At 66.9% G+C, this 25,163-nt stretch carries 23 protein-coding genes and 1 pseudogene; 16 read left to right on the forward strand and 8 right to left on the reverse strand.

The genetic code is table 11. The features are described from left to right. From VHS75_RS20960 to katG, 9 genes and pseudogenes are all read left to right on the forward strand, one after another. Positions 1-262 (forward strand): annotated as a pseudogene (locus tag VHS75_RS20960) (alkanesulfonate monooxygenase); the annotation flags it as partial. Beyond that, complete coding sequence (locus VHS75_RS20965) at positions 259-1,320, forward strand: type III polyketide synthase (protein WP_329640568.1); 1,062 nt, start codon at positions 259-261, stop codon at positions 1,318-1,320. The pseudogene VHS75_RS20960 and the gene VHS75_RS20965, both read left to right, overlap by 4 nt. Then, on the forward strand, positions 1,317-1,826 hold the full coding sequence (locus tag VHS75_RS20970; RefSeq protein ID WP_329640569.1) for an isoprenylcysteine carboxyl methyltransferase family protein: 510 nt from the start codon (positions 1,317-1,319) through the stop codon (positions 1,824-1,826). The genes VHS75_RS20965 and VHS75_RS20970 overlap by 4 nt, the downstream gene beginning before the upstream one ends. 110 nt (positions 1,827-1,936) lie before the next feature. Next, positions 1,937-2,626, forward strand: a complete 690-nt coding sequence (locus VHS75_RS20975; protein WP_329640570.1) for a sulfurtransferase — start codon at positions 1,937-1,939, stop codon at positions 2,624-2,626. Between the two features lie 228 nt (positions 2,627-2,854). Continuing rightward, positions 2,855-3,895, forward strand: coding sequence for a proline iminopeptidase-family hydrolase (locus VHS75_RS20980; protein WP_329640571.1), 1,041 nt, complete (start codon positions 2,855-2,857; stop codon positions 3,893-3,895). Positions 3,896-4,029: 134 nt separating this feature from the next. Beyond that, on the forward strand, positions 4,030-4,368 hold the full coding sequence (locus VHS75_RS20985) for a helix-turn-helix transcriptional regulator (RefSeq protein WP_329640572.1): 339 nt from the start codon (positions 4,030-4,032) through the stop codon (positions 4,366-4,368). Then, the gene (locus VHS75_RS20990) at positions 4,365-5,621 is read left to right on the forward strand and encodes a type II toxin-antitoxin system HipA family toxin (RefSeq protein WP_329640573.1); all 1,257 of its coding nucleotides are present in this window, start codon (positions 4,365-4,367) and stop codon (positions 5,619-5,621) included. Before VHS75_RS20985 ends, VHS75_RS20990 begins: the two co-directional genes overlap by 4 nt. Positions 5,622-6,071: 450 nt before the next feature. Beyond that, complete coding sequence (locus VHS75_RS20995; RefSeq protein ID WP_329640574.1) at positions 6,072-6,995, forward strand: hydrogen peroxide-inducible genes activator; 924 nt, start codon at positions 6,072-6,074, stop codon at positions 6,993-6,995. Positions 6,996-7,255: 260 nt separating this feature from the next. Beyond that, entirely contained in the window at positions 7,256-9,457 is a 2,202-nt protein-coding gene (gene katG, locus VHS75_RS21000; RefSeq protein WP_414694386.1) for a catalase/peroxidase HPI, read from the forward strand. Here the strand turns inward: katG and VHS75_RS21005 are convergent. Beyond that, on the reverse strand, positions 9,421-10,107 hold the full coding sequence (locus tag VHS75_RS21005) for a tetratricopeptide repeat protein (protein WP_329640576.1): 687 nt from the start codon (positions 10,105-10,107) through the stop codon (positions 9,421-9,423). The two genes, katG and VHS75_RS21005, sit on opposite strands and share 37 nt — an antisense overlap. Positions 10,108-10,597: 490 nt before the next feature. Between VHS75_RS21005 and VHS75_RS21010 the strand changes: the two genes are divergently transcribed. Together VHS75_RS21010 and VHS75_RS21015 are read left to right on the forward strand one after the other, a co-directional pair. Next, a complete protein-coding gene (locus VHS75_RS21010) occupies positions 10,598-11,668 on the forward strand; it encodes a hypothetical protein (RefSeq protein WP_329640577.1) in 1,071 nt (356 codons plus the stop codon). 451 nt (positions 11,669-12,119) lie between these two features. Beyond that, positions 12,120-13,688, forward strand: coding sequence for a secretin N-terminal domain-containing protein (locus VHS75_RS21015; RefSeq protein WP_329640578.1), 1,569 nt, complete (start codon positions 12,120-12,122; stop codon positions 13,686-13,688). A gap of 198 nt (positions 13,689-13,886) precedes the next feature. On the opposite strand, the gene VHS75_RS21020 is transcribed toward VHS75_RS21015, so the two are convergent. Both VHS75_RS21020 and VHS75_RS21025 read right to left on the reverse strand, forming a co-directional pair. Continuing rightward, the gene (locus VHS75_RS21020) at positions 13,887-14,525 is read right to left on the reverse strand and encodes a DUF1109 domain-containing protein (RefSeq protein ID WP_329640579.1); all 639 of its coding nucleotides are present in this window, start codon (positions 14,523-14,525) and stop codon (positions 13,887-13,889) included. Next, positions 14,512-15,078, reverse strand: coding sequence for a sigma-70 family RNA polymerase sigma factor (locus VHS75_RS21025; RefSeq protein WP_329640580.1), 567 nt, complete (start codon positions 15,076-15,078; stop codon positions 14,512-14,514). The genes VHS75_RS21020 and VHS75_RS21025 overlap by 14 nt, the downstream gene beginning before the upstream one ends. 523 nt (positions 15,079-15,601) lie before the next feature. Between VHS75_RS21025 and VHS75_RS21030 the strand changes: the two genes are divergently transcribed. Further along, positions 15,602-15,904, forward strand: coding sequence for an antibiotic biosynthesis monooxygenase (locus VHS75_RS21030; RefSeq protein WP_329640581.1), 303 nt, complete (start codon positions 15,602-15,604; stop codon positions 15,902-15,904). A gap of 8 nt (positions 15,905-15,912) precedes the next feature. Here the strand turns inward: VHS75_RS21030 and VHS75_RS21035 are convergent, their stop codons facing one another. Next, positions 15,913-16,626 (reverse strand): glutathione S-transferase family protein, encoded by a 714-nt coding sequence (locus VHS75_RS21035; RefSeq protein WP_329640582.1) that lies wholly within the window; start codon positions 16,624-16,626, stop codon positions 15,913-15,915. Between the two features lie 28 nt (positions 16,627-16,654). Between VHS75_RS21035 and VHS75_RS21040 the strand changes: the two genes are divergently transcribed. From VHS75_RS21040 to VHS75_RS21055, 4 genes are all read left to right on the forward strand, one after another. Next, the gene (locus VHS75_RS21040; RefSeq protein ID WP_329640583.1) at positions 16,655-16,915 is read left to right on the forward strand and encodes a hypothetical protein; all 261 of its coding nucleotides are present in this window, start codon (positions 16,655-16,657) and stop codon (positions 16,913-16,915) included. A 512-nt stretch (positions 16,916-17,427) separates the two neighbouring features. Continuing rightward, the gene (locus VHS75_RS21045; RefSeq protein WP_329640584.1) at positions 17,428-18,171 is read left to right on the forward strand and encodes a glucose 1-dehydrogenase; all 744 of its coding nucleotides are present in this window, start codon (positions 17,428-17,430) and stop codon (positions 18,169-18,171) included. Between the two features lie 125 nt (positions 18,172-18,296). Then, positions 18,297-18,665: a DUF427 domain-containing protein gene (locus tag VHS75_RS21050; protein ID WP_329640585.1), complete on the forward strand. Its 369-nt coding sequence runs from the start codon at positions 18,297-18,299 to the stop codon at positions 18,663-18,665. Positions 18,666-18,738: 73 nt separating this feature from the next. Beyond that, the gene (locus tag VHS75_RS21055; protein ID WP_329640586.1) at positions 18,739-19,623 is read left to right on the forward strand and encodes a LysR family transcriptional regulator; all 885 of its coding nucleotides are present in this window, start codon (positions 18,739-18,741) and stop codon (positions 19,621-19,623) included. Between the two features lie 83 nt (positions 19,624-19,706). On the opposite strand, the gene VHS75_RS21060 is transcribed toward VHS75_RS21055, so the two are convergent. The 4 genes from VHS75_RS21060 to VHS75_RS21075 form a co-directional block, all read right to left on the reverse strand. Further along, the gene (locus tag VHS75_RS21060) at positions 19,707-19,925 is read right to left on the reverse strand and encodes a hypothetical protein (protein WP_329640587.1); all 219 of its coding nucleotides are present in this window, start codon (positions 19,923-19,925) and stop codon (positions 19,707-19,709) included. A gap of 10 nt (positions 19,926-19,935) precedes the next feature. Beyond that, on the reverse strand, positions 19,936-21,738 hold the full coding sequence (locus tag VHS75_RS21065) for a sodium:solute symporter family protein (protein ID WP_329640588.1): 1,803 nt from the start codon (positions 21,736-21,738) through the stop codon (positions 19,936-19,938). A gap of 127 nt (positions 21,739-21,865) precedes the next feature. Then, positions 21,866-22,792 (reverse strand): LysR family transcriptional regulator, encoded by a 927-nt coding sequence (locus VHS75_RS21070; protein WP_329640589.1) that lies wholly within the window; start codon positions 22,790-22,792, stop codon positions 21,866-21,868. A gap of 102 nt (positions 22,793-22,894) precedes the next feature. Continuing rightward, the gene (locus VHS75_RS21075) at positions 22,895-24,904 is read right to left on the reverse strand and encodes a DUF3604 domain-containing protein (protein ID WP_329640590.1); all 2,010 of its coding nucleotides are present in this window, start codon (positions 24,902-24,904) and stop codon (positions 22,895-22,897) included. Positions 24,905-25,163 lie beyond the last annotated feature (259 nt).

The following is a 25,163-nucleotide window of genomic DNA, read 5'->3' on the forward strand; positions in this document are numbered from 1 at the left end:
CCGGATCACCACGCTGGACCCCAACGCCCCGGGCTTCGGCAACTACGACCAGTGGCTCTCCGGCACCCAGCTGGAGCGCGAGATGAAGATCGCCGAGTACTCGGTTTCCAACCGCGGCCTGCGCCCCAACCTGATCGGCACGGCCGAGCAAATCCGCGAGCGCATCGCCGCCTACGAAGCAGCCGGCCTCAACCTCCTCCTCCTGCAGATGAGCCCGCAGTACGAGGAGATGGAGCGGTTCGCGGAAAAGGTGATCCCATGAACCGCGCCGCCGTGCCCGTGGCCCTACTGTCGCTAGCAACCGCCTCGCCGCCGCACATCCTGGCGCAGGACGACGTGGCTGAGGCGGCGCGGCGGCTGTTCCAGGATCGGTTCCCGCAGTTCGAGCGCATGGCTGGGGTCTTCAAGACGGCCGGTGTCCGCACCCGCCAGTCCGTGCAGCCCATGGAGTGGTATCTGGAGCCTCGCGGCTGGCCGGATCGCACCGCGGCCTATCTCGAAGGCGGGGTCGACCTGTTCGTCCAGGCCGCAGAGCGCGCCCTTGCCGGGGCCGGGCTCCGCGGCGCGGACGTGGATATCATCGTCACGGTTTCGTCGACGGGCATCGCCACCCCTAGCCTCGAGGCGCGGGCCATGGCCCGCCTCGGGCTGCGGCCCGACGTCAGGCGCGTTCCGGTGTTCGGCCTGGGGTGCGCCGGCGGCGCCGCCGGCCTCGGGCTGGCGAGCGCCCTGGCCCGGGCCTCGCCGCGTGCGGTCGTGCTGCTGGTCACGGTCGAGCTGTGCAGCCTGGCGTTCCGTCTCGAGGACTTGAGCAAAGCCGACATCGTCGCCACGGCCCTGTTTGGGGACGGCGCGGCGGCCTGCGTCCTGGCGACAGACGGCGAAGGGTTCGCGGAGGTCGAGGCTAGTGCCGAGCGGACCTGGCCGGACACGCTCGACATTATGGGCTGGCGTGTCGAGTCCAACGGCCTGGGGGTCATCCTCGCCCGGTCGATACCGGCCTTCGCCAAGCAACATCTGCGCGCGGCCATGGTCTGTATGCTCGCCGCGAACCGGCAGGAGCTCGGCGACATCGATCGGTTCCTCTGCCACCCGGGCGGCATGAAGGTGATCGAGGCCTTGGAATCGTCCCTCGGCATGCCTCAAGGCCAGCTCGATCATGAGCGCGAGGTGCTCGCCGACCACGGCAATATGTCGGCCCCCACCGTGCTCTTCGTCCTCGATCGGGCGCGGCGCGCCGGCCTATCGCACCTCTCCGTCCTGACCGCGCTCGGCCCGGGCTTCACCGCCAGTAGCGTCACCTTGCGGCGGACCGCATGATCGCCGCCGAGATGGTCCTCGGGCTTGTGACGGGCCAGCGTGTGGGCGAGCTGATCCTGGCGACGCGGAATACGCGGCGCCTGCTCGCCCAAGGCGGCGAGGAGGCGGGGAGGAAGCACTATCCCTACATGGTCGCGCTCCATGCGGCGTGGCTCGCGGGCCTGTGGGTGCTGGCGCGCCATCGGCCGATCGACCCGATCTGGCTGACGGTCTTCGTCTTCCTGCAGGCGGCCCGGATCTGGGTGGTCGCCAGTCTTGGAGACCGCTGGACCACCCGGGTCATCACCTTGCCGGGCGCGCTGCTGATCCACCGGGGCCCTTATCGGTTCCTCTCCCATCCGAACTATGTAGTGGTGGCCGCCGAGATCGCCGTCCTGCCCCTGACATTCGGCCTGGTCGGCTTCGCGCTGCTGTTCTCGGCCTTGAACGCTGCCATGCTCAGGGTCCGGATCGGCGCTGAAGCCCTGGCGCTCAAGCGATCGCAGTCTCAGAGGCAGGGGGCGTGACCGACCCTTTGGTCTCAACGGCCGGGCTTGCCGGGCGGCTGGGCGATTCTGACATCAATGTCGTCAGCGCGCCGCGGGGCCAAGCCGGTCGAGGCCGATCAGGCGATCAGGTGGACTACATCCCCGGCGCTGTGGTCTTCGACATCGGCGACCCACTGCAACAAACGGTTGACCGTCCGCACCGTCTGCCCTCACCCGCGGCGTTCGCCGAGCGTATGGGCCGACTGGGTCTTCGCCGGGACGCCACCGTCGTGGTCTACGACGTCCGCGGGGTCTATTCCGCGCCGCCCGTCTGGTGGGCGTTGCGGCTCATGGGGTTCCCCAGGGTCCTGATCCTTGATGGCGGCCTGAACGCCTGGCGTGCGGAAGGCCGGCTCATCGCGGCGGCGCCGGAGGTCTCAGTCATGACCGCCCTATCCCCCGCGCTTGAGCCTGCGCTGGCCTGTGATCTTGAGTCCCTGCGCTATCTCGTGGAGACCGAGGCCGCCCAGATCGTAGATGCACGGCCGGCCGCGCGCTTCGGCGGCGAAGCGTTTGCACCTCATGTGAGGCTTCGATCCGGTCATGGGCCAGATGCTGTAAACGTGCCGTTCCACCACGTCTTGACGGATGCCGGACGGCTGAAAAGCGCCGTTGCGTTGCAAGAGGTTTTCTCCGCGGCGGGCGTCGATCTGGCCCGGCCGATTGTCACCGCGTCCGGCTCGGGACGCGGCGCATGCATCCTGGCCTTGGCGCTGGCGCGGCTCGGCCGCCACGATGTCGCAGTCTGCGACGGTCGCCCGTGCGAATGGCATATCTGATCCGGATCTATGTCGAAGTGGACGAGCTCGAAGCCAACGAAGGCATCGCAGCTCGCCCGATTGCCGTCGAGGATGTCATCTCCGCGGCCCGCCAGGTCTTCCATCCTCAGAGCCGCCATTACGGAAGAGCGGATCATCGCGATCCTGTAGCCGGATCGCTACCGGCGCCGTTGACGGTGCAGCGGCGGCTCTCTAGCGAAATTCGATCTCAGGGAGAAAATTGCAACCATGGATCGTCGAGGTTTTCTGACCACTGCCGCCACATCCGTAGCCGCCGGCGCAGTCACCGCCTGCGCCAAGACGCCCGCGCCCTCCACGTCAACTTCCGCCGCCACGTCCGCCGTGGAAGCCATCACCACCCCCAAGCCCGACGGCCTCAATCCGGTCGGAATCCGCACCGCGGGCATCCGTATGCTTCCGGTGATGGGCGGCAAGTACAAGGTCTGGACCAAGCGCGTGGGCCAGGGCCCGGTCAAGGTGCTGCTCCTGGCCGGCGGTCCGGGCTGCAGTCACGAATATCTTACAGCGATGGAGTCCTTCCTGCCCGAGGCCGGTATCGAAATGATCTATTATGATCAGCTCGGCACGGGAAACGCCGACCAGCCGAACGATACCTCGCTCTGGACCCTCCCGCGTTATGTCGAGGAGGTGGAGGAGGTCCGCAAGGGCCTGGGGCTGGAGCAGTTCGTGCTCTACGGCCATTCCTGGGGCGGCCTGCTCGCGCTGGAATACGCCCTGAAATATCAAAGCCATCTGCGTGGTCTGGTGATCTCCGACATGACCGCGGGGATGCAGGCCTATCTGAAACGCACCGCCGCCCTGAAGCAGACGCTGCCGGCGGACAAGCTCGCCGAACTTGAGGCTTTGGAGGCCAAGCAAGACTACGACTCGCCAGCCTATGAGCGGATCATGATGGAGGAGCTCTACCCCAAGATGATCTGCCGGATACAGCCCTGGCCGGACCCAGTTAATCAGTGTTTCCGCACCTTGAACCAGACCATCTACAACCAGATGCAGGGAAAAAGCGAATTCCTGGTGACCGGCAATCTAAAGGACTGGGAGCGTTGGGACCGACTGCACGACATCAAGGTGAAAACCCTCACCATCGGCGCCGCCCACGACGAAATGGACCCCGCCGACATGCAACGTATGGCCGCGCTCATTCCCGGTGGGACGTCAGTCATCTGTCCGAACGGCAGCCACATGTGCATGTGGGACGACCAAGCATACTATTTTGAGCATTTGCTTGGGTTTTTGAAGACGATTTGAGAATTCACGCGGTACGAATTGCGCAGGTCCCGGCCTACTGGGCGGCGGGTCGTGCGAGGCGCGACCCACACTATTCGGGGCCATATTTGGCACTTTAATTTGCTATAGGATGCCCAAGGGGCCATATTTGGCCCATGCTGAAAACCGCAGTAGAATTGCTCCAGGAGCTTGGCCGCACCGTCCGCGACCGGCGGATCGCCCAGGGCTTGTCGCAGCTCGAGATTTCAGAGCGATCGGGCGTGCCGCTCCGAACCTGGAAGCGCCTCGAGGGCCAAGGGGAAGGCTCGCTCCGCCACCTCATCCAAGCCGCGATCGCCCTTCGCTGCGAGGACAATCTGGCTTTGCTGTTCCCGGCCCCTGCGGCCGCTTCGATGGACGACCTCCTGGCGCGTCAGGCGGCCACAGCGACGCCGAAACGGCCGATGCGGGTGCTCCGCGGGCGGGCGCGGGTCAAGCCTCGGGTCAAGCCGTGAGGCTGGCCCCAGGAACGCCCCTCAGCCTCGCCTTGGCTTTCGACCCGGCCAAGCCGCCGAGGTCTGCGGGCCGCGTGGCGATGGACGGCGGCCTTGCCCAGCTCGAATGGTCACGCGACGTCGTAGCAGCGAAGCTACCCGTCGCCGCGCTCTACTATCCCCCCGAACCGGGCCTGCAGGCGGCGCGCGGCCGCGCCTTCGACGGTCTGCACGGCTTCCTCGCCGACAGCCTCCCGGAAGGCTGGGGCCGCCGTCTCGTGCGTCGCCGCCTTGAAAGGCTCGGCGTCGATATCGCCACCCTGAGTCCGCTCGACCAGCTCGCCCTGGTCGGCCGCCATGGGCGCGGCGCGCTCGTCTATGAGCCAGCGACCACCCCGGCAGAGGATGTGAAGACGCTTGATCTCGACGCCCTGGCGGCCGAGGTCGCCGCGATCTTGGCGGGCGAGGACGGGACGTTAGCTGATACGCTGGCCGACCTGGCCGGCGGCTCCGGTGGCGCCAGGCCCAAGGTGCATGTGGGTTTCAACGCCAAGGAGCAGGTCTCGGTCGGGGAGGGGGACTTGCCTCCCGGCTTCATCCCCTGGCTGGTGAAGTTCCGTGCGCCGAACGACCCGGACGACATCGCCCCGATCGAAGAAGCCTACGCGGATATGGCCGAAGCCGCGGGGCTTGTGATGAGCGAACACCGCCTCATCCCCGCGCGCCAGGGCCCCGGATATTTCGCGACCAGGCGGTTCGACCGCACGGACGGAGGCGGGCGACTGCACATGGTTTCGCTCGCCGGGGCGGTCGAAGCCCCAACCGAGCCGGGGATCGTCTCCTACGATACATTCCTGCGCGCCACTCAGGCGATCACCCGTCGAAAGCCCGATGTGGAGGCCGCCTTCCGCCGCATGATGTTCAACATTCTCGCCAGCAATCGCGACGACCACACCCGCCAGCACGCCTATCTCATGGACGCCAGCGGCGACTGGCGTCTGGCGCCGGCTTACGACCTCACCTATGCGCCGGGGCCGGGGGGCGAGCACTACCTCGACATCGAGGGCGAAGGCCGCAATCCCACCCGCGCCCACGTCCTGCGGCTGGGCGCCCGCCACAGTCTCGACGCCAAGGCGGTCGCGGCGATGGTGGAAGAGGTCCGCGCCGCCGTGGCGCGCTGGCCCGCCTTCGGCGACGCGGCCGGGGTGACGAAAGCGTCAGCCAAGGAGATTGCGACCGCGCACGCGCGGGTGTGGGCGGCGTTCGACGTCTAGTGGGCCTTGCGGCCACTCAAGGCTGTGCCGGCGCATATTCAGCGGATGATTTGCATCCCGGTCGGAAACCTGTTCGCCTCCGCCTCGTCGATCGGCGGCGCGTGTAAGGTCTTCCAGGTTGGACGCCGGCAGCTGCGGGAGCAGTGCGACTCTGTCTTGCTATCCAGGCCGCCAAATTCCTCAAGGACGCATCGGCTGAACTCGGCTTTGTCGTGTGCGCCGCCCCCGCCGACTTTGGCCGGATCATGGCGCATCCGGTCGGCGACAGCGACACGGCATCTGTCGGACGAAAAGATCGATAAAATCGATAAGTGGCCGACAATACATCAATTGGCTTTGACGCAGCCTCGGGACATAACCTAATGGGCCTGACCGAGCGCTGGCGACGGGCGGCCTCGCACCTGGATTGACGGACACGCCGGCCACGGCCCCAAACGACGGATGAACATCGTGGAGTTGCCGTCACTCAGGCAGTTGCAATATCTGATTTCGTTGCACGATCACCAACACTTCGGCCGGGCGGCCGACGCCTGTAACGTGACCCAGTCCACGCTCTCGTCCGGCTTGAAAGAACTCGAGGCGACCCTGGGCATGCGCCTGGTTGAGCGGACCCGGCGCGTGGTTGTGTTTACGCCGGTCGGCGTCAGCGTCGCCCACCGGGCGCGGGAAATCCTGCTCCGAACCCGGGAGCTCGCGCTTCTCGGTTCAGGGCCGCTTGCGGGCGTGCTGCAGATGAGCGTCATTCCCACTATCGCGCCCTTTCTGCTGCCCCGCATCCTCAGCCAGGTGCGCGCGCACCACCCGGGACTGGAGGTGCAGATCCAGGAGGAGATGAGCCGCGAGGGCTGTGCGAACCTGTCGAGCGGGCGCAGCGACTGCCTGCTCCTCGCCTTGCCCTACGATTGCGGAGATTTCGAATACGTAACCCTTTTCGACGACCCGATCGTCGTCGCCCTGCGGGCCGACGACCCGCTAGCGGCCGCTCCGACGATCGAGTCGCGAGACTTGGCGCAGGACAAGCTGTTGCTTCTGCACGAGGGTCATTGTCTGCGGGATCATGCGCTGAAGGCGTGTCGGCGCCCGGACCAGGGGCCGAGGTCGGCGCCCGGGGCCTCGATCCATACTCTGGTCCAACTGGTCAACGCCGGGATGGGCGTCACCCTGTTGCCGCAGATGGCCGTCGACGCCGGCGTCGTCGCCGGAACCGAGGTCGTCACCCGCCCCCTGACCGGGGGTGAGGCCCGGCGGATCATCTGTCTGGCCTGGCGGCGCAACAGTCCGCGCGCCGAGGGGCTCGCCCGTCTCGCGCTCACCCTTCGGAACATCGATCAGGGCGCATCTTCGACGGCGCCCGAGCGGCGGCTGGGCGTGTGATCGAATTTCTCCATCACAGATATAGAATCAAATAATTTCTTCACGAGACACGATCCGAGTACGAACCCTGACAGGTTTCGCGGTCAACGCGACAAGGGGTCATAAGTCATATGAGCGTCAAAACGTCTCAAGAATCTTGTTCTACTCAGGTGGAATGGCTCGACGCAGGCGAGGATGCTTGTGCTAAGTCCGTGGGCGTGTCGGCGCGCCATCGGATGCGGCCGAGTCTTAAGACGTCTCTCTTGATGGCGGTCGCTATCATGGCGATCGGCGGGCAAAGCCTTCCGGCCTGGGCCGACGGCGCACCTCGGCCCAACACCTTCTGGTGGCCCGACAAATTGGACCTCTCGCCGCTCCGCAGCCACGATGTGGAGTCGAACCCTTACGGCCGGGATTTCGACTATGCCCGGGAATTCCGCACCCTCGACCTCGTTGCGGTCAAGAAGGACATCAAGGCCGTCCTGACGAAGTCGCAGGACTGGTGGCCCGCCGACTATGGCAACTATGGTCCGTTCTTCATCCGCATGGCCTGGCACGGCGCCGGCACCTATCGCACTTGGGACGGCCGTGGCGGCGCCGACGGGGCCGAGCAGCGCTTCGAGCCGCTGAACAGCTGGCCGGACAACGCCAACCTCGACAAGGCGCGGCGGCTGCTGTGGCCGATCAAGCAGAAGTACGGCCGCAAGCTCTCCTGGGGCGACCTGATGGTGCTGACGGGCAACGTGGCCCTCGAGTCGATGGGGTTCCAGACCTTCGGCTTCGGCGGCGGGCGCCAGGATGATTGGCAGCCCGATCTCGTCTACTGGGGCCCCGGCGACAAGCTCATGTCGAGCAACCGCGACAAGGATGGCCAGCTTGAGAAGCCGCTCGGAGCGGTGCAGCAAGGTCTCATCTATGTGAACCCGGAAGGGCCGGGCGGCGTGCCCGACCCCTTGGCCGCGGCGAAGGATATCCGCGAAGCGTTCGGCCGCATGGCCATGAACGACGAAGAGACGGTCGCCCTGATCGCCGGGGGGCACACCTTCGGCAAGGCGCACGGCGCGGCGTCGCCCGACAAGTGCATTGGCCCTGCGCCCGCCGCCGCGGGAGTCGAGGAACAGGGGCTGGGTTGGACCAACAAGTGTGGCGCGGGCAAGGCTAGCGACGCGATCACCAGTGGGTTGGAAGGCGCCTGGTCGGCGGATCCCATCCACTTCACCCAGCAATATCTCCACAATCTGTTCGGCCATGAGTGGGTGCTGACCAAGAGCCCGACCGGCGCCAATCAGTGGATGCCGAAAGACCCCGCCGACGTGGTGCCGGACGCCTCGGATCCCTCAAAGCGCCATCCGTTGATGATGTTCACCACCGATATCGCGCTCAGGGTCGATCCGGCTTACGCCAAAGTCTCGAAGCGCTTCGAGGAGCACCCCGAAGAGTTCAAGCTGGCCTTCGCCAAGGCGTGGTTCAAGCTGACGCACCGCGACATGGGACCGAAGGCCCGCTACCTCGGCAACGAGACGCCGAAGGAAGACCTGATCTGGCAGGATCCGCTTCCCGCCGCGGGCTACAAGCTGATCGGCGAGGCCGATATCGCCACCCTCAAGCATGAGATCCTCGCGTCGGGCCTGTCGGAGCCGGACCTCGTCCGGACGGCCTGGGCCTCGGCGGCCTCGTTCCGCCACACCGACTATCGCGGCGGCGCCAATGGCGGCCGCCTTCGCCTGGCGCCGGAGAAGGACTGGGCGGTCAACGATCCGGCGGACCTGGCGAAAATCCTGAGCGTGCTGGAGGGCATTCAGACCAAGTTCAACGCGAAGAAACCTGACGGCAAGCAGGTGTCGCTGGCCGATCTCATCGTCTTGGGCGGGTCCGCGGCGGTCGAGGAGGCGGCGCGAAAGGCGGGGTATCCCATCAAGGTTCCGTTCGCGCCCGGACGCGTGGACGCTTCGCAGGCGCAGACCGACACGGAGTCGTTCGCCGCGCTCGAGCCGACCGCCGATGGTTTCCGCAGCTTCTACGGCCGCGACGCCCAGAGGCCGCCGGCGGAGATGCTCGTGGACAGGGCCGACAAGCTCGATCTCAGCGTCCCGGAAATGACGGTTCTGGTCGGTGGCCTGCGCGCCCTGGACGCCAACGAAGGCCATTCCCAGCTCGGCGTGCTGAGCAAGCGGCCGGGGACCTTGAGCAACGACTTCTTCGTCAACATTCTCGACATGTCCACCCGGTGGTCGAAGTCGGCCAAGGATGACGGCGTCTACGAAGGCTACGACCGCGCCACGGGCAAGCTCGCGTGGAAGGCCTCCTCGGTGGATCTGATCTTCGGATCAAACTCCGAGTTGCGGGCCGTCGCGGAGGTCTACGCCTCCGACGATGCGCGAGAGATGTTCGTGCATGATTTCGTCAAGGCCTGGGTCAAGGTGATGAACAACGACCGGTTCGAGCTTCAGGCCCGCACGATCGCGGCGGCTGGAGCACCTTGAAGGGCGGCGATGATCACGGTGCAAAGTCTTGCGCCCTCGGCGATCGGTCCCGACTCCGGATCGAGACTGAGCGCCCGTGCAAAAGCGGCGTCGGCTTCGGAAAAGCGGCCGCACTTCAGGAGAGCGGCCCCTAGATTCGCGCAGAGGGCCGCATTTTCGGGGTCGAGGTCGGCCGCCGAAGCAAGCGCGTCGGCCGCGCCCCGGAAGTCGTTCCGCGCCGTCCGCCCGGTGGCGCGGATCTGCCAGATCTCGGCGGACTCACCGGCGATCGCGACAGCGGCCTCGCCGGCGGCGTCAGCTTCGTCGAAGCGTTGCAGCTGGGCGAGAGAGCCTGCCAGGCTCGCCCAGACCTCGCCTTGGGTTGCGTCGATATCCAGCGACCGGCGGAGCGCGGCCACCGCCTCTTCGCGTCGTCCCAGGCTGGTGAGGGCCATGGCGTGGAGGTTCCACGGCAGCGCGCGCTGCGGCCACCCGCCGACCAGCGCGGCGAAGATGCGACTGGCCTGCTCGAAATCTCCCGCCCTAAAGCGATGCAGGCCGTGGCGGGTGAGGTCTGTGGCTTCGGCCGACTCCGTCCCCTCCGGCGGCTCAGCCCCGTTTTCCAGCGGCGCCTGCGTCGGACCGGGATTAACCTGTTGGGAAACGGGCACGGCGAGGCTCCGGAACGGCGCGCCCTGTGGCGGCCCCTGACGGAGGGCAGTTCGCTGAACCGGCCGGCGGCGTTACAACCGCACGGAATAATCTTCGCAGGCCTCAAATTTCGCGCGGCGGATCGCGGGTCGGAACAGCGGCGTGCAAGTCCGACGACGCGACGCGGGCGTCGATAGCCAGCCGTCTCGAACCTGCGCAATGACGGCCGTTTGGCGCAACGCGAACCGCGGTGGCGGCGGTCGAATTCGGCCGGGGCCCGGGCCTTCTTCGGGACGACGGATTGGTCACCCCCCGCCAGTCATCCACACCCGAAATGAATCGAAAACACTTTCGGGATCGGACCGGTAACACTTCGCGGCACGGGGACGGATTGCACACCGGGGCGACGGACGTCGCTCTACGTTCAGGCATCCCCGGTCGCTCTACGAAAGCCGCGATGCGGGCGCTTGAAGCGGTCCACTTTCAGTCACAACCGAAGGATCACTTACAGTGAAACGATCACTTCTTCTCGCTGGGACAATCTCCCTGCTCATCGCCGGCGCCGCCGCCGCCGCCACCCCCGCCGGCGGCGTGGGCAGCGGTCCCCCTGCGCGTTCCGCGCTGGTTGTGACGGCGTCCAATACCGCGAGCAATCAACTGCTGGTCTACAGCCCGACCGGCGCCCTACTGAAGGTCATCCCGACGGGCGGCCAAGGCGGGGTTGGGGGCAACGCGGGCGGCATCGCCCAAAATCACGACCGGCTAGCGGTCGTGAATTGGGGGTCCAACACCGTTTCGGTTTTCGCCAAGGACGCGGCAAGCGGCAACCTGAAGCTCGAAAGCCTCGTGCCGGTTTCGGCAGGGCCGGTGAGCGTCGCGCTCGATGAACGCCACCTGTATGTCCTGACCGCAAAGTCCGTGGAGTCCCACCCGATCGACCAGAAGGCCGGCGTCAGCATGCATGCAGACGGCGCTGCCGCACTGCTGGTCGCCGACGGTTCCGCAGCTCAAGTCGGCATCTTGCCCGGTCAGTTGATCCTCAGCGAGAAGAGCAACGCCATCGAGGCCGTGGGCTTGAATGGCGCCGGCGCGGTTGGCGGCAAGGCCGTGGCGACCCGGAATATTCCGGCGAACGTCGATACGCCGTTCGGTCTCATCACCCGTGGCAATGACGCCTTTGTCACGATCGCCCACGCGAACGAGATCAGCTTGGTTCGGAACAATACGGTCACGGCGGTGACCGGCTCGGGGACCCAGGCGTCGCCCTGCTGGCTGGCCCTGGACGGGAATTTCCTGTTCTCGTCGAACTCCCCGAGCCACAGCGTTTCGCGCTATGTCGTTTCTCCTCAAGGACTGGTCCAGACCGCAGCAGTCGCGGCGACGTTCAACGGCAGTCCGACCGACATCACCTTTGCCAAGGTTGGCAACGCCGGTGGTCTGGCAGCCGTCGTGGACGCCAATGGAACGGTGTCGCACTTGTCCATCTTCCGCGTAGACGCCGCCGGAAACCTTGGTCTGCAGGGCCAGGCGACGATCAACACCCCAACGACCAACGGCGTCGCGGTCGTCAAATTCGGATAAGGCCGCGACGAACAATCCCCTCGTCAACGGCCGCCGCGAACTGAAAGCAACAGTACGCGGAACGAGCGTCGCTATCGACCCGTAGACTCGGATGTGAAGCTGCATCTGCGGTTCTGTGAGGGCCGCGGTGGAATGGTCCACCGCGGCCGCTCGGCCGAAGGTCGGGAGCCGAATCCGGCCAGCAGGTCGCTTGTCAAAGCAGCGTCGCTGGCCAGAGGCCTTTGACAAACCTGCGTGCGCCCGGCGGCGGGCGGCGCAGCTTCTGTCGGAAAGAGAGGAACGGCGAATTGAATTCAGACCATGCGATGAGGGGGCTCGTCGACGGCAGACATCAAGGATCTGCTCACCGGCCTAGCGTCGCTGAACCCGTCAAACGGGCCGCACGTGCGGAGGTCGGACTGTCGAGTCTCGAATCTGTGAGCTCGATGGATTCAGTTCGTGGAGCCAAGCGATGACATTCTCCCCGCGAAGGGTGGCCGGGCGGCTGGCGCTTTTGGTCGCCCTGCTCGGCATGACCGGTCCGGGCCCGGTGATGGCTCAAGCCCCAACCGCGCCACAGCCCTCGGGTCAGGCGCAGATCACCAGCGTCGCGCCCTCCATAGCTTCTCCGACCGAAACCCATCTGGCGCTGACCTTCAACAAGGTCATTCCGCAGTTCTCTATCGTCACCAACGATAGCGACATCAGCGTCATCGCCTTCACGGGCGCCAAGCTGGGCCCGGAGGGCGCGCCACCGGCCGGCAAGCATGGCCTGATCCAGTCCATCGGCTTCACCCAGACCGACAACATATTGACCCTGACCCTCACCGGGGTCAGGCCGATTCACGTCGTCGCCACGAGCCTGGGCCAGCGGGCGGTTTCCCTGGCGATCACCCCAGCCCACCCGGCTGTGGTCAAGAGCGGTCCCGCGACCGGCCCTCTTCCCTCCCATATCGAGGCCGGGGAGCCGGACGATGTGTTCGAGGTGGTGCCGCTGAAATACGCCGACGTCAGCGAGATCGTCGGCCTGCTGACCGCCGCACAGGGCACCAAGCCCAATGACAATTTCAACCCTCAGGAACCGGCGTTCGGCTCTGCCGGCGTCAACAACGGCGGCGGGGTCGCGACCCCGACGTTCAACGTGGGCGACGCCAACGGGGCCGCGGCCGAGTCGGTCGGCGCATCGGTGGACGACACGGTCGGGATCGACCGGCGCTTGAACGCCATCGTCCTCCATGGCCCTGCCGCGCGCGTCGCGCAACTGAAGGCGCATATCGCCAAGCTGGATGTGCCCGTCACCAGCGTGATCCTGGAGACGGTGTTCGTCGAGTTGACCCAAAGCGGGGCGCGCAACGTCGGCTTCGATTTCACGAATTCCAACGGCCAGATCGCGACACTGACCTATCAATACAGCAATGGGAGCCTGGCCGGCGCCAACGCCGTCGGCGGCGCCGGCACGAGCTTCCCTTTGGGCGGCGCAACCGCGAACCTGCAAGCCGCCCTTGCCGCCCAGATCAAGGTCGGCGAGGGCCGCATCATCTCCAAGCCGCGTATCGCCGCGCAAAGCGGCGCCACGGCCAAGATCATCACCGGTGACGCCTTGCCGATTCTGACCTCGATCGCGTTGTCAGGGGTCAATGCGGTGCAGCAGCAGGTGCAGTACGTCAACGTCGGCGTCACCCTGCAGATCGCGCCGCGGGTCAGCGAGGACGGCTATGTCACATCCCATGTGTTTGCAGAGGTCTCGAGTGTCACCGGAGTTTCCCAGGGCTACCCGACGATCAGCCAGCGCGAAGCTTCCACCATGGCGACGGTCAAGGACGGGGAATCCTTCATCATCGGCGGTCTGACCCAGGACAACAGCCTGTCCACCCGCACCAAGATCCCCGCGCTCGGCGATATTCCCGGGCTCGGGTCACTATTCCGGAACGAGAGCAGCACCAAGTCCAAGACCGACCTCTACATCATTGTCACGCCTCATATCGTGAGAGGGCGCGACGAGGCGGCGGCCGCGGCGGCGGCTCTGGCCAAGGGCCAATAGGTGCTCGGCGCAGGTAGGAAACGAAGGCGTCGTTCCAGCCGAGTCGGTCCCGCTGGGCCTCGCAAGCCGAGCACCGGCAGATCGGGTCTGTCGCCGAGCGCGGCGGCGCTCGTGCGCGGACGGGCTGAGCAACCCTGACGCCGGAAAGCTCCGCCACGGACCGAGAGCCCCGGGCCGTTTGATCCCAACTCGACGTGGCTACCAGCGCAACAATCGGGGGCCGGTCAGCGCGCCCATGGCTGCCGAGGCCGCGATCCCGAGGCTGTACCACGTCATGACGAAGGCGGCCGCTTGTTCGGGACAATGCAATCCATAGAGGGTCGCGGCGAACGCGCCGGCCGAAAAGCCCGCGGCGGCGCCCGACAAGCGCAGGCGAGTGGGCGCCAGGGTTCGTACTGCGAAGACCAGCGCGACGTAGATGGGAAGCGCCAACAGCAGGATCAGAAGCGCGCACACCTTCCACGACTGACCCAGCCAAACCGTCATCCGCAATGCCGATGGCGTCGACAGCAGTTGGCTGATTCCGAGCGAGCCCATGGCGACGATGACCGCGACCCCCAGCCAGGGCGCGATGCGCGCCGCTGCGCCCGGTGTGGCCAGGCGGCGCACCATGGCCACTCCCACGGCAGTCAGCAGCGCTGTGAAGGCCGCTTTCATCCAGAACCAGGGCTGCGCCCCAGCCACAAGGAGCGGCTGGCAGTGAAGCCAAAGGACAACGACTCCAAGGCTGATGGAACCGCCGAGCGCAAGCGCTGCCCCCAGACGACGACCTGCTTGCCCGGGCGGCTCTGCCGGCGCCTGCCGCGCCAGCAGCTCGATCAGATCATTGGTCTTCATTGCGCACCGCCCGACTTAACAATCGAAGGCTGCGGTGAAGCATGACGCGCACGGACACGGCCGTTACGCCTCGCTTCTGGGCGGCTTCCTCGACGGTGAAGCCAAGGATCTTCACCTCCTCCATCACGTTGCGCTGGCGGACCGCCAGCCGATCAAGAAGGCGATGAACGTCAGCGCGCACGGCGCCCTCTTCCGAGGTTTCGACGGCCAGCAGGATCCCGGCATCCTCAAGGGGGATATGGACACGCCTGGAGTTGCGGCGGAAGTGATCCACAAGCTTGTAGCGCGCCATCGCGTAGGCCCAGGGCGTGAACGGCAAAGAGCGATCATAGCTGGCGCGCTTCAGGTGCACGGCCAACAGCGTCTCCTGAACCAGGTCTTCGACATCCGCGGAGCTGGCTCCCAGGCGGCGCGCGAAATAGCCTCGCAGGCATCGGCTGAGTTCGCTGAGAAGATCCCGGTAGGCCCGGCTGTCACCGTCCAAACCTTCGACCATGAGCCGGCGCATGCGCGCTTCAGCGTCGTACTTCCTGGCGGCTGCGTTGTCGGCCATGGCGTTCAAGGGTTCAGGACGCCCAGACCGACGCACGCCAACCGTTTGTCCATCGTCGGCTTACGAGTGGACGCCTTCAATCGAGCCCCGCCGCGCCGGCGAAAACAGACGCCTCCTGGCAATCGCCCCGGCCGTTGGCCTTCATAGCCTCGGCTGAGAGGCAAGCCGCAATCTGCCGCCCTGAACGCAACACCGCCTCCCGGCCAAAGTCGTATTGTCGTGTACGCTGGGGGGTGGGATTTGGTTACGGCCGACACCCGCGCTTTCGCAGGCGCCACCAGATATTTGCCGAGCAGGGGCGCGTCCAAGCCAGTCGCAGGTCAGCGTCGCGTGCTCGGCGCAAGCGAACTGCGGAATCGGGACGCTCGTGAGCCGAGCAAGCGAGCCGGGTCGTACGGCCCGTGGGCTCGGAAACCCGCCAGGATCAACGCCTTGGAGACACCGTAACTTCGCGGCGACCGCCGACGAACAAGGCTCTGCGCCCGCCGAACTCAGTCGGCTTCGGTCGCCAGGAAAAATCACCATGACCAGGACCGCGCTCTACGTCGAACTTGTCGCCAAGCCGGGCTGTGAGGCCGAAGTCGCGGACTTTCTGGCGGGCGCGCGCCCGTTGGCGGACGCGGAGCCTCAGACCATCGCCTGGTTTGCCGTGCGCCTGGACAAAGAGACCTTCGCGATCTTCGACGCATTCCCCGATGAGGCTGGCCGACAGGCGCATCTGGAAGGCCCGATCGCCCAGGCGCTTATGGCCAACGCCGAGCGGCTCCTCGCCCGGGCGCCAATCATACGGCGAGCTGACGTGCTGGCTGATAAGCTCCCGGGCTGAGGCCTCGTTCAGGACGCGGTGACGGGTTCCGCAGGCGGGTAGTTCGACGGGAAGAGGGCGCGCCGCGTCTGCTCGTCGAACTCCCGCTTGAAGGTGTGATCCTTGCCCACCGCGCGGGCGCGCGCGGCCGCGGGCCGGGCGTCGATGGCGGCGAACCAGCGCTGCAGTTGCGGGAAGGCCGCCAGCGGGGTCTCGCTGGCGAACACAAACCCCGCACGGTCCACCCAACCCCAGGCCGACATGTCGGCGATGGAGTAGCCGCTGTCGAGGATGTGGTCGCGGCCGGTGAGGCGGTCCTCGAGCACCTGATAGTGTCGCTCGGCCTCACGGCGGTAGCGGTTGATCGCGTAGGGCAGCTTCTCCGGCGCCGCGCGCTGGAAGTGGACCGACTGCCCTGAGAACGGCCCCAGGCCGCTGGCGATGAAGAACAGCCAGGAGAGCAACTCGCCGCGCTCGTCGGGTTGTCCGCCGAACTGGCCGGTCTTCTCGGCGAGATAGAGCAGGATGGCGCTGGAATCGAACACCCGGGTTTCGCCGCCAAGCCCCTCGGTGTCGACGATGGCCGGGACCTTGCCGTTGGGGTTGATCGCCCGAAACACCGCGCCGTGCTGTTCGCCCGCGCTGGTGTCGACCGGGACCACCTCGTACGGCAGCCCGGACTCCTCCAGGAACAGCGACACCTTGGCGGGGTTGGGGGTGGGGTGGAAATAGAAACGGATCACGTCGTTCGGCGCCTCCGAGCTCTATGGGATGGCGCGCGTCCTCCGCATCTCGGTCGGCTACTTCTTCGAAGGTTTGGACGATCCCGTCTCCCCAATTGGGGACAATTACGCCGGCGCCTACAACAGCGTCATCGAGGAGATGCTGTCCGAGCCCAACGGGCTGCAGCTCGCTGAGGCCTTCCTGCGCATTCGGCGACGCAACGTCAAAAAGGCTCTCGCGGATCTCGCACACGAGATCGCGGTCGACGATACGCAGGACGAAGTGAAACTGAAGTCGGCCGCCGAATGAGCCGGCGGTCCGTTCGGCGCCGCAACCTGCTTCTGCGGGGCCTCGCGCGCACGGTGCTGTGTGGCGCCGTCATGGCCTTCGGCGCAACCCTGGTCCCAGGGGGAACGACAGTCTTCTGCTGTGGTCGGCGCCCTCGGCGACGCTCTTCGGGCTCCTAGTCCGCAACAGGGTCGGCCTCGTCTCTTCGGAGCTCGGTCAGAAAGATCGTATTTCTGGAGGAAGGCCAACGTCCACTGGCGCGAAGTCGACCTGCATCGAATGTCGCGGCGTCGCCTGACACTTCCTGAAACCGAGTCCTGCCGGGCCCACCAGAGAGGCTCCGTGGGCTCCGGCCGCCGAGCGGGAGCTCCTGGAGCCGCCGCGGGGCTAGGCGGTCGGGCTGGGGCTCATTTGTCGCCTCTTTGGAATAGGCCCTATCCCTTTCCGCGCCTTCTGCCTGTGGTGCGGAATAGACACCTGACTTCCCACGAAACGCCGCCCGGTCCCTGGGCGGCCCAACGAGGGATCGCAGAATGAACAGTCAGGTTGTCTTGATCACCGGCGCGCTGACCGGCATCGGCCGCGCGGCCGCCGTCGCTTTCGCCAAGAAGGGCGCCAGGGTCGTCGTCTCCGGCCGCCGCGACGAGGCGGGCCAGGCGCTCGCCAAGGAGCTGCGAGCCTTCGGGGCGGAGGCCGAGTTCATCAACGCCGATGTGCGCAAGGAGGACGACCTCCGCAACCTCGTCGACAAGACCGTGGCGCGGTTCGGCCGGCTCGATGTCGCCGTGAACAACGCCGCCACCGAAGGCGCGGTCGGCCCGATCGTCGACCAGACGGCGGAAAGCTTCGCCCAGACCTTCGACACCAACGTCCTGGGCGTGGTGCTCAGCATCAAGCACGAGGTCCGCGCCATGCAGGCCCAGGGTAGCGGCAATATCATCAACATCTCCTCGACCTACGGGCATGAGGGCGCGGCCGGGGCCTCGATCTATGTGGGCGCGAAGCATGCCGTCGAAGGCATCACCAAGTCGGTGGCGCGGGAGCTTGCCGCGGCGGGAATCCGCGTGAACGCCGTGGCCCCTGGCCCCACAGACACCGGCATGCTGACCCGCTTCACCGGCACGCCGGAGAACAAGGCGGCGCTGACGACCACGGTGCCGCTGGGCCGGTTGGGTCTTTCCGAGGAAGTCGCCGACGGCATCGTCTTCATCGCGTCGGACGAGGCCCGGTTCATCACCGGCCACGTGCTCAACGTCGACGGCGGCAAGTCCCACTGAGCCCGTCCGAGCGCGGCTCATTCCCTCGCTCGCACCGCGCCCGGGCGAGGGCGGTCCTCCGGGGCTTTAACGGCGCCCTGGGAGGGCCGCCAAGTCGCCACTCCCAACCCTGAAGGAGACCCACCATGCCTGATCGCGCGATAAAGATTCCCGGTCCCGACCACCCCATCGAAATCCAGCCCAACCCCGCCCGCGTCGTGGTCACCGTCGGCGGCCAGGTGATCGCCGACACGCAGACGGCGTTGACCCTGAGCGAAGCCGGCTATCCGGCGGCGCAGTACATCCCCCGCCGGGATGTCGACATGGCCGCGCTCAGCCGCAGCGACCACACCAGCTACTGCCCCTACAAGGGCGACGCCGCCTACTTCAGCATCCCCGCCGGCGGCGCGCGCTCGACCAACGCGGTCTGGACCTACGAGGCGCCGTTCCCGGCGATGGCGGCGATCCGAGACTACGTCGCCTTCTATCCGGATCGCGTTGACGAGATCCGGTGACGGACCGGCGCCTATTCCAATCCCGCGATAAATGGTTCAGGAGGCGAGACGTCCTATTCCACAGGAGCGCCAGATGGACCGGCTAGCGGCCTTGGAAATCTTCGTACGGGTGGTCGACACCGGCTCGTTCTCGGCGGTCGCCCGGCAGCAGGGGATCGGCCAGCCGGCCGTCTCCAAGGCGGTCGCCCAGCTTGAGGCGTGGCTGGGTGTCAGCCTGATCCTGCGCTCGACGCGCAGTTTGGTCCCGACCGAAGCCGGCCGGACCTTCTATGAGCGGGCCAGGCGGACGATCGAGGAAGCCAACGAAGCCGTCACGGCGGCGCGCGGCAGCGCCTCGGCCCTCACCGGCAAGCTTCGCGTGTCGACCTCGGTCTGCTTTGGCCGCATCTATGTCATTCCCAAATTGTCGGGGTTCCTGGCCGAGCACCCCGACCTCGAGCTCGAGCTGGTCCTCGACGACAGGCAAGTGGACCTCGTCAACGAAGGCATCGACGTGGCCATGCGGATGGGGCCGATGCCGGACTCGAACATGACCGCGCGCCGCATCGCGCAGGGGCGGAGGGTCGTCGTGGCGACGCCGGCCTATCTCCAGCGCCATGGCGTTCCGACGTCCCCCAGCGAGCTCAGCCGCCATCAGGCGATCATCAACTCGCGGGTTCCCGGCTTCGACACCTGGACCTTTCGAAAGGGCGCGCAGGAGGTGTCCGTCGTACTCCAGGGGCGGTTGAAGGTGACCGCAGCGGAAGGCCTGCGCGAGGCGGTGAAATGCAGCCTGGGCCTGACGGTAGCCTCGGAGTGGAACTTCTCCCCCGAACTGAAGTCTGGCGAGGTGGTGGAGGTGCTTGAGGACTGGGCGTTGCCGATCACAAATCTGTCGGCCGTCTACCCGACCGGCCGCCTCGCCAGCACCAAGGCGCGCGCCTTCGCGTCGTTCGTCGAGCGGATCGTGACGGCCTGAGCTCGGCCTGGCGGTCCTGGCTCGCGCGGATCGCAGGCCAGGGCCCAGCCCACGGCGATCGGGCCGTCAGATGTCCCGGAGGTTCACCGAGTCGGCGGTGGGGTCTTGCGTCTGGCGAGGGCCGCCAGCAGCAACATCAGCGACCCGAAGCCGGCCATCACCAGCCCCCAGACGACATCGATGTTGAGGCCTGCGGAATGGGCCGCGAAGACGGCCGGGTCCCCCAGAAACCCCGCGCCTGCCACCAGGACCCCGATGCACAGGAAGAGCAGGCCGATCGGCAGACGCACGTCGAAGATCATGGCCGGACTCCTAGCGGAAGATGATGTTGAGGACGATCACGGCGACGATCATGATCGCACCGAGCACCGGCGGCCGGGCGAGCCAGGGGCCGGGCGGTTCGCTGATCTTCGGAGTCAGGGAATAGGTCAGGCCCGCGAGCGCCTCCTCGGGTCCGCGGCGGGTGACCAGGCTGACCGCGATGGTGACGACGAAACAGGCGCTCCACGCCCAGATGGCGGTCCAGAAGTTCTGGGCCATCTCGCTGGGGTAAGTGTGGGTGACGGCGAGCCACCCGCCCTTGACGCCGGGAATGTTGTCGAGGGGCAGGGTCAGGCCGTGATGCAGCGCCGCCGCCGCGATCCCGGTGGCGAGGCCGGTGAACGCCCCGTGGCCGGTGGTCCGCTTCCAGAACATGCCGAGCAGGAAAGTCGCGAACACCGGCGCGTTCACGAACGCCATGGTGAGCTGCAGCAGGTCCATGATGTTGTTGAACTGGCTGGCGATATAGGCCGCCGCAATCGAGGCGGAGATGCCGAGCGCCGTCGCAAGCCGTCCGACCCGCAGGTAGTGGCGGTCGTCAGCGTCTTTTCGGATGTAGGCCTGGTAGATGTCGTAGGTGAAGACGGTGTTGAACGCGGTGACGTTGCCCGCCATGCCCGACATGAAGCTGGCCAGGAGCGCGGTCAGGCCCACCCCCAGCATGCCCGTCGGGAAGTAGCGCAGCAAAAGGTTCGGCGTGGCCAGATCGTAGTCCAGCTGCGGCTGGCCGCGGGCGTCGAGCATCGGCTTGCCGGTGGCGCTGTCGATCTTGATCGGGATGACGCCGGGGTCGTGCTGCTGGATCGCGCCGGCGACCGCCACCGGATGGGTCATGGCCCCGGCCTTGTCCGGCGCGGCGGTGAGCGCGATGGCGATCAGCCCGGGCAGGATGACGATGAAGGGGATGAACATCTTCACGCCGGCGGCGATCAGCGGCGTGCGCCGGGCGGCCGACATGGAATTGGCCGCCAACGCCCGCTGCACGACCAGGAAGTCGGTGCACCAGTAGCCGAAGGACAGGACGAACCCGAGGCCCATGGAGAGGCCGAACCAGTCGACGCCCAGGCGGTTGGTGGTGGCGTGGGCCATGCCGTGCCAGGCCTGGGTGTAGCTCGGCCCCAGGGTGGTCTCCAGCCCATGCCAGCCGCCCACCTGCTTCAGGCCCAGCCAGACCAGCGGGGCGAAGCCCGCGACGATCAAGAAGAACTGCAGGACCTCGTTGTAGATCGCGCCCTTGAGGCCGCCCAGGTAGATGTAGACCAGCACGACGAGGGCCGAGGCCAGGATCGCCGCGTGGAAGATCCAGGCCTGCGGCAGGCCCAGCCGCTCGAACGGCACATCGAAGACGTGCAGCGTCTGGATCAGCTTGGCCAGGGCGTACATCGAGACCCCCGAGCTCAGGATGGTCATGATGGCGAAGGTGACGGCGTTGAGCGCGCGGGTCTTCTCGTCGAACCGCATGCGCAGGTACTCGGGCACCGAGCGGGCGCGGGAGCCGTAGTAGAACGGCATCATGAAGACGCCGATGAACACCATCGCCGGGATGGCGCCGATCCAATAGAAGTGCGCCGTCGAGATGCCGTACTTGGCGCCTGAGGCGCCCATGCCGATCACCTCCTGCGCGCCGAGGTTCGCCGAGATGAAGGCCAGGCCCGCCACCCAGGCCGGGATCGAGCGGCCCGCCAGGAAAAAGTCGGTTCCGCTCTTGGCGCCCCGCGCCGCGACCAGGCCGATGCCCAGCACGAACAGCAGGTAGAGGGCGATGATGCCCCAGTCGACGGCGCCCAGCTGCATCTTCGCTCCCCCTCGCGACCCCTCAAGCCTTCATCGCCGGGGCGATGTGGACCGTTCGACGCCAATTGCGCCGCCGGTTCGGGAGTCGGTTTGTCGCTGCGAAGTGGCGGGTATCCCGCCGCAGCCGTCAAGCGGCCTTGATCGCCTCGCCGGCCCCTTCGCGCGCGATGTCCGCCACCGCCTTGACGACGGGGAGCCGCCAGTTTTCCGGCGTGGTCACCATCCAGCAGTGGTAGGTCGACTCCCACTGCAGCGGCACCTCGACCAGGGCGCCGGAGGCCAGGTCGTCGGCGAAGACGAACCGCGCGCCGCGCAGGGTGTAGTTGTCCGGGAAGCAGGACTTCAGCATGTCGATGTCGTTGCTGACATAGGCGTCGACGTTGCGCGCTTCGATCTCCGACAGCTCGCCGATCCAGGCGCCGAAGTTGGTGGTGATCCCCACGCTGGCCATCGGGTATTGCAGCAGCTCCGAGGCGGAGAGCGGGCGCTTGGCGCCGGCCGCCGGATGGCCGGGGCGGACCACCGCGATGGGCTGATCGTCGAAGATCTTGATCCGGATCAGGTCGCCGAAGGCTTCGGCGTTCTCGCTGTAGCCGAAGGCCAGGTCGTAACGGCCCTGGTCAACGCCGCGCATGATCGCCAGGCCGTTGTCGAGGTTGGCTTCCAGCTTGATATCGGGAAACCGGGCCAGGACGCCGCGCACCACCTGCGGCAGCGGTTTGAGGCGCGTCGTCGGCCCGACCCCGATCCGCAGGCGTCCGGTGACGCCGCTGGCCCGCTGTTCCAGCTCGCGGCTGAGCGCGTTGGAGGAGACCAGAAGGGCGCGGCCCCGTTCGGCGATCAGCTCAGCCAGCTCGGTCGGGCGCGCCGCTCCGCCGGTGCGCTCGAAGAGGTGCAGGCCCAGCTGCGCCTCCAGGCGTGAGATGCTCTTGCTGAGCGCCGGCTGGCTCAGGCGCAGCCGCCGGGCCGCAGCGCTGAAGCTGCCCGCCCGGCAGATTTCCAGGACGTGTTCGAGGTGCTTCAGCTCGATGCGTTCGAGGCGGGACGCGCTCACGGCACCCAGGCGGCCGGGTGGCGGCGCAGTACGGCTCTTCGGGTCGACCATGCCCGAAGGTTATAGACGCCTTCCGTACGGCGTACAGGCGCATCCCTGCCTCTATCGTGACGCGACCTTGGTCGTCTTCGGCGGGGTGAACCACACCGGCGAGCTCCAGGCCCGTTCCTGGATGGTGGCCGGGACCTCGGTGGGGATCGGCAACTGGTTCTTGATGGCCAGCAGCGTGCTCCAGCGCGGCGTCGGGATCTCCAGCACCCGGGCGTAGTAGACCGCGGGCTTCGACGCGTCGAAGGTCGGGTCGGTCCATTGGGCGGTCAGGACCGGCGCGCCGATGGTGTTGGCGTACTTGCCGGTCTTCAGGTCGACGGTGTCGCCGACCGCGGGGGCCTTGCCCTTGGCGTCCTCGTGGCGGCCGCCGGAAAGCGCGACGTTGAAGATGCGCTCCTTATAGCCGTCGCCGTCGCGCCACATCTTGATCACCTGGATGCGGTCGAGGTTGGCGCCGTCCGGGTCCTTCATGGCCTGCAGCACCAGGGTCGGCGCTGTGGGACGCGCCGTCGCCGGCAGGTCGCTGCCCATGGGCACGCCGGTGGCGTAGGCGACCTTCACCCAGTCGGGCCGCGCCTGCAGCTTGGCCGGATAGGCCCAGCTGGCGAACATCCGCACCCGGATGCGGGTGCCGCTGGTCGCGAAGGTCTCTTTGCGCTTCAGCGCCGCATAGATCGAGTTGCGGGTGTTCTCCTCGGCCCAGACGCCGGTGACGCCGCCGGTGCCGACCTCCAGGGTCTTCTGGAAGGAGTGGGCGGCGCCCTTGGCGTCCGCGTCGCTGTCGAGGCGGGCGGGGATGCGGATGATCTGCAGGGCGCGCTTGGCCGCGTCGCCCATCGGCAGCATGGCCGCCGGCGCGCCGAACGAGCCGCCGACGCCGTCCGGGTCCGTGAAGCTGAGGCCGTTGTGGATGTCGGTCGCGCCGACCAGGCCGTACTTATAGGGATTGGCGCCGACCCGCCCGAGCAGGGCCAGGCCGCGGCCCAAGGCCTGGCGGACATAGCTGCCGTCCTCGCGGCTCTTCACGGTGGGGCGCGAGATCAGGTGGTCGTAGAGCTCGTAGTTGGCGAACTCGTCGTTGGGCGAGAGCGTCGGGGTGGTGTCCGAAACCCCCTTGTTCTGGGCGATCTCGGTCAGCGGCTCGTTCTTCAGCCGCCGCTGCGCATAGGCCTCGCTGATCGGGCGCCCGTCGCTATCGTTCCAGTCGTACATCAGCCCGTCGGAGGCGTTGGCGTTGTGCGGGATGGCGATCACGTCGATCCCGCTCGCCCGGACTTTCTCCAGGAAGCTCCACAGGTCCTCCGGCCGGTTCGATTGGGCCGAGGTGAACGGCGGCGGGGCATGGTCGGCGTTGAAGAAGACGTTGCGGTGCAGGTTCTTGCCATCCGGCGCCGAGGTCCACTCATAGGCGATGAAGGTGGTGAACTTGCCGGGCTGGTAGTTGTCGTTAGCCGCCTTCATCTGGAGGTTCCAGGTGCTGAGCATGGCCTGCTGCGGATGAAACTGCTCGGCCTCCGGATTGCTGCCGATATTGCCCTTGGCCGGCGCCACCACGAGGAATGCCTGGTGCGGATCGGCGAGGATCTTCTGGCCGATCGGCGTCCTGGCGACCGGGCTGGACGGATCGTCGAGCTGGTTCATCACGCCCATGAATTCGGAGTGGTCGGTGACCGCCATGAAGTCGAGCGGCCAACGGCGCCTGGCCGGGACCATGCCGGTGGGCGTGAAGCCTTCCTCGCGGGCGACCTGCGAGGCCGGGATCATCACCGTCTCGCCGCGGGCGAACTTATAGGCCTGGTCGGGCGTCGCCTTGGTGCCGAAGCTCCAGGCGTCGAAGGACATGGCGGTATGCAGGTGCAGGTCGCCAAAGAAGGCGCGGCGGGTGTCAGGCGCCTTGCGGCTGACATAGGTCGCGCCGGGCGCGGTCGGCGCCTCGGAGGCGGCGGGCGCGGTGGTCGCGGCGATCGCGTGGCCGCCGGACTTCGACGCGACTGCCAGGGCCAACGCCCCCAGCACCGGAACGGCCAGCGCCGTCGCCAGCCACAGCCTCTTGCGGATCATCGTCACGCTCCCTTGATTTTGTTTGCAGTTTATTCGGCCGCCGGGGGCGCAAGTCCAGCCACGCTTGGCGGTTGAGGGCCGTCGTCGCGGAATGGACCCATGCCGCGATGGAATGGGCCAGAGGAGGTCGGATTTGTCCCGCGGAATGCCTTTACCCTAAGGGAAAGCAGGACTTGCGCTGGTGGATGCAACCTATGCGGAGGAGATGACAATCCCGACAGGGCTCATAACGGGAAGCTATGGGCAAATCGATTGATCC

Source organism: Phenylobacterium sp., from assembly GCF_036264965.1.
Lineage (GTDB): Bacteria > Pseudomonadota > Alphaproteobacteria > Caulobacterales > Caulobacteraceae > Phenylobacterium.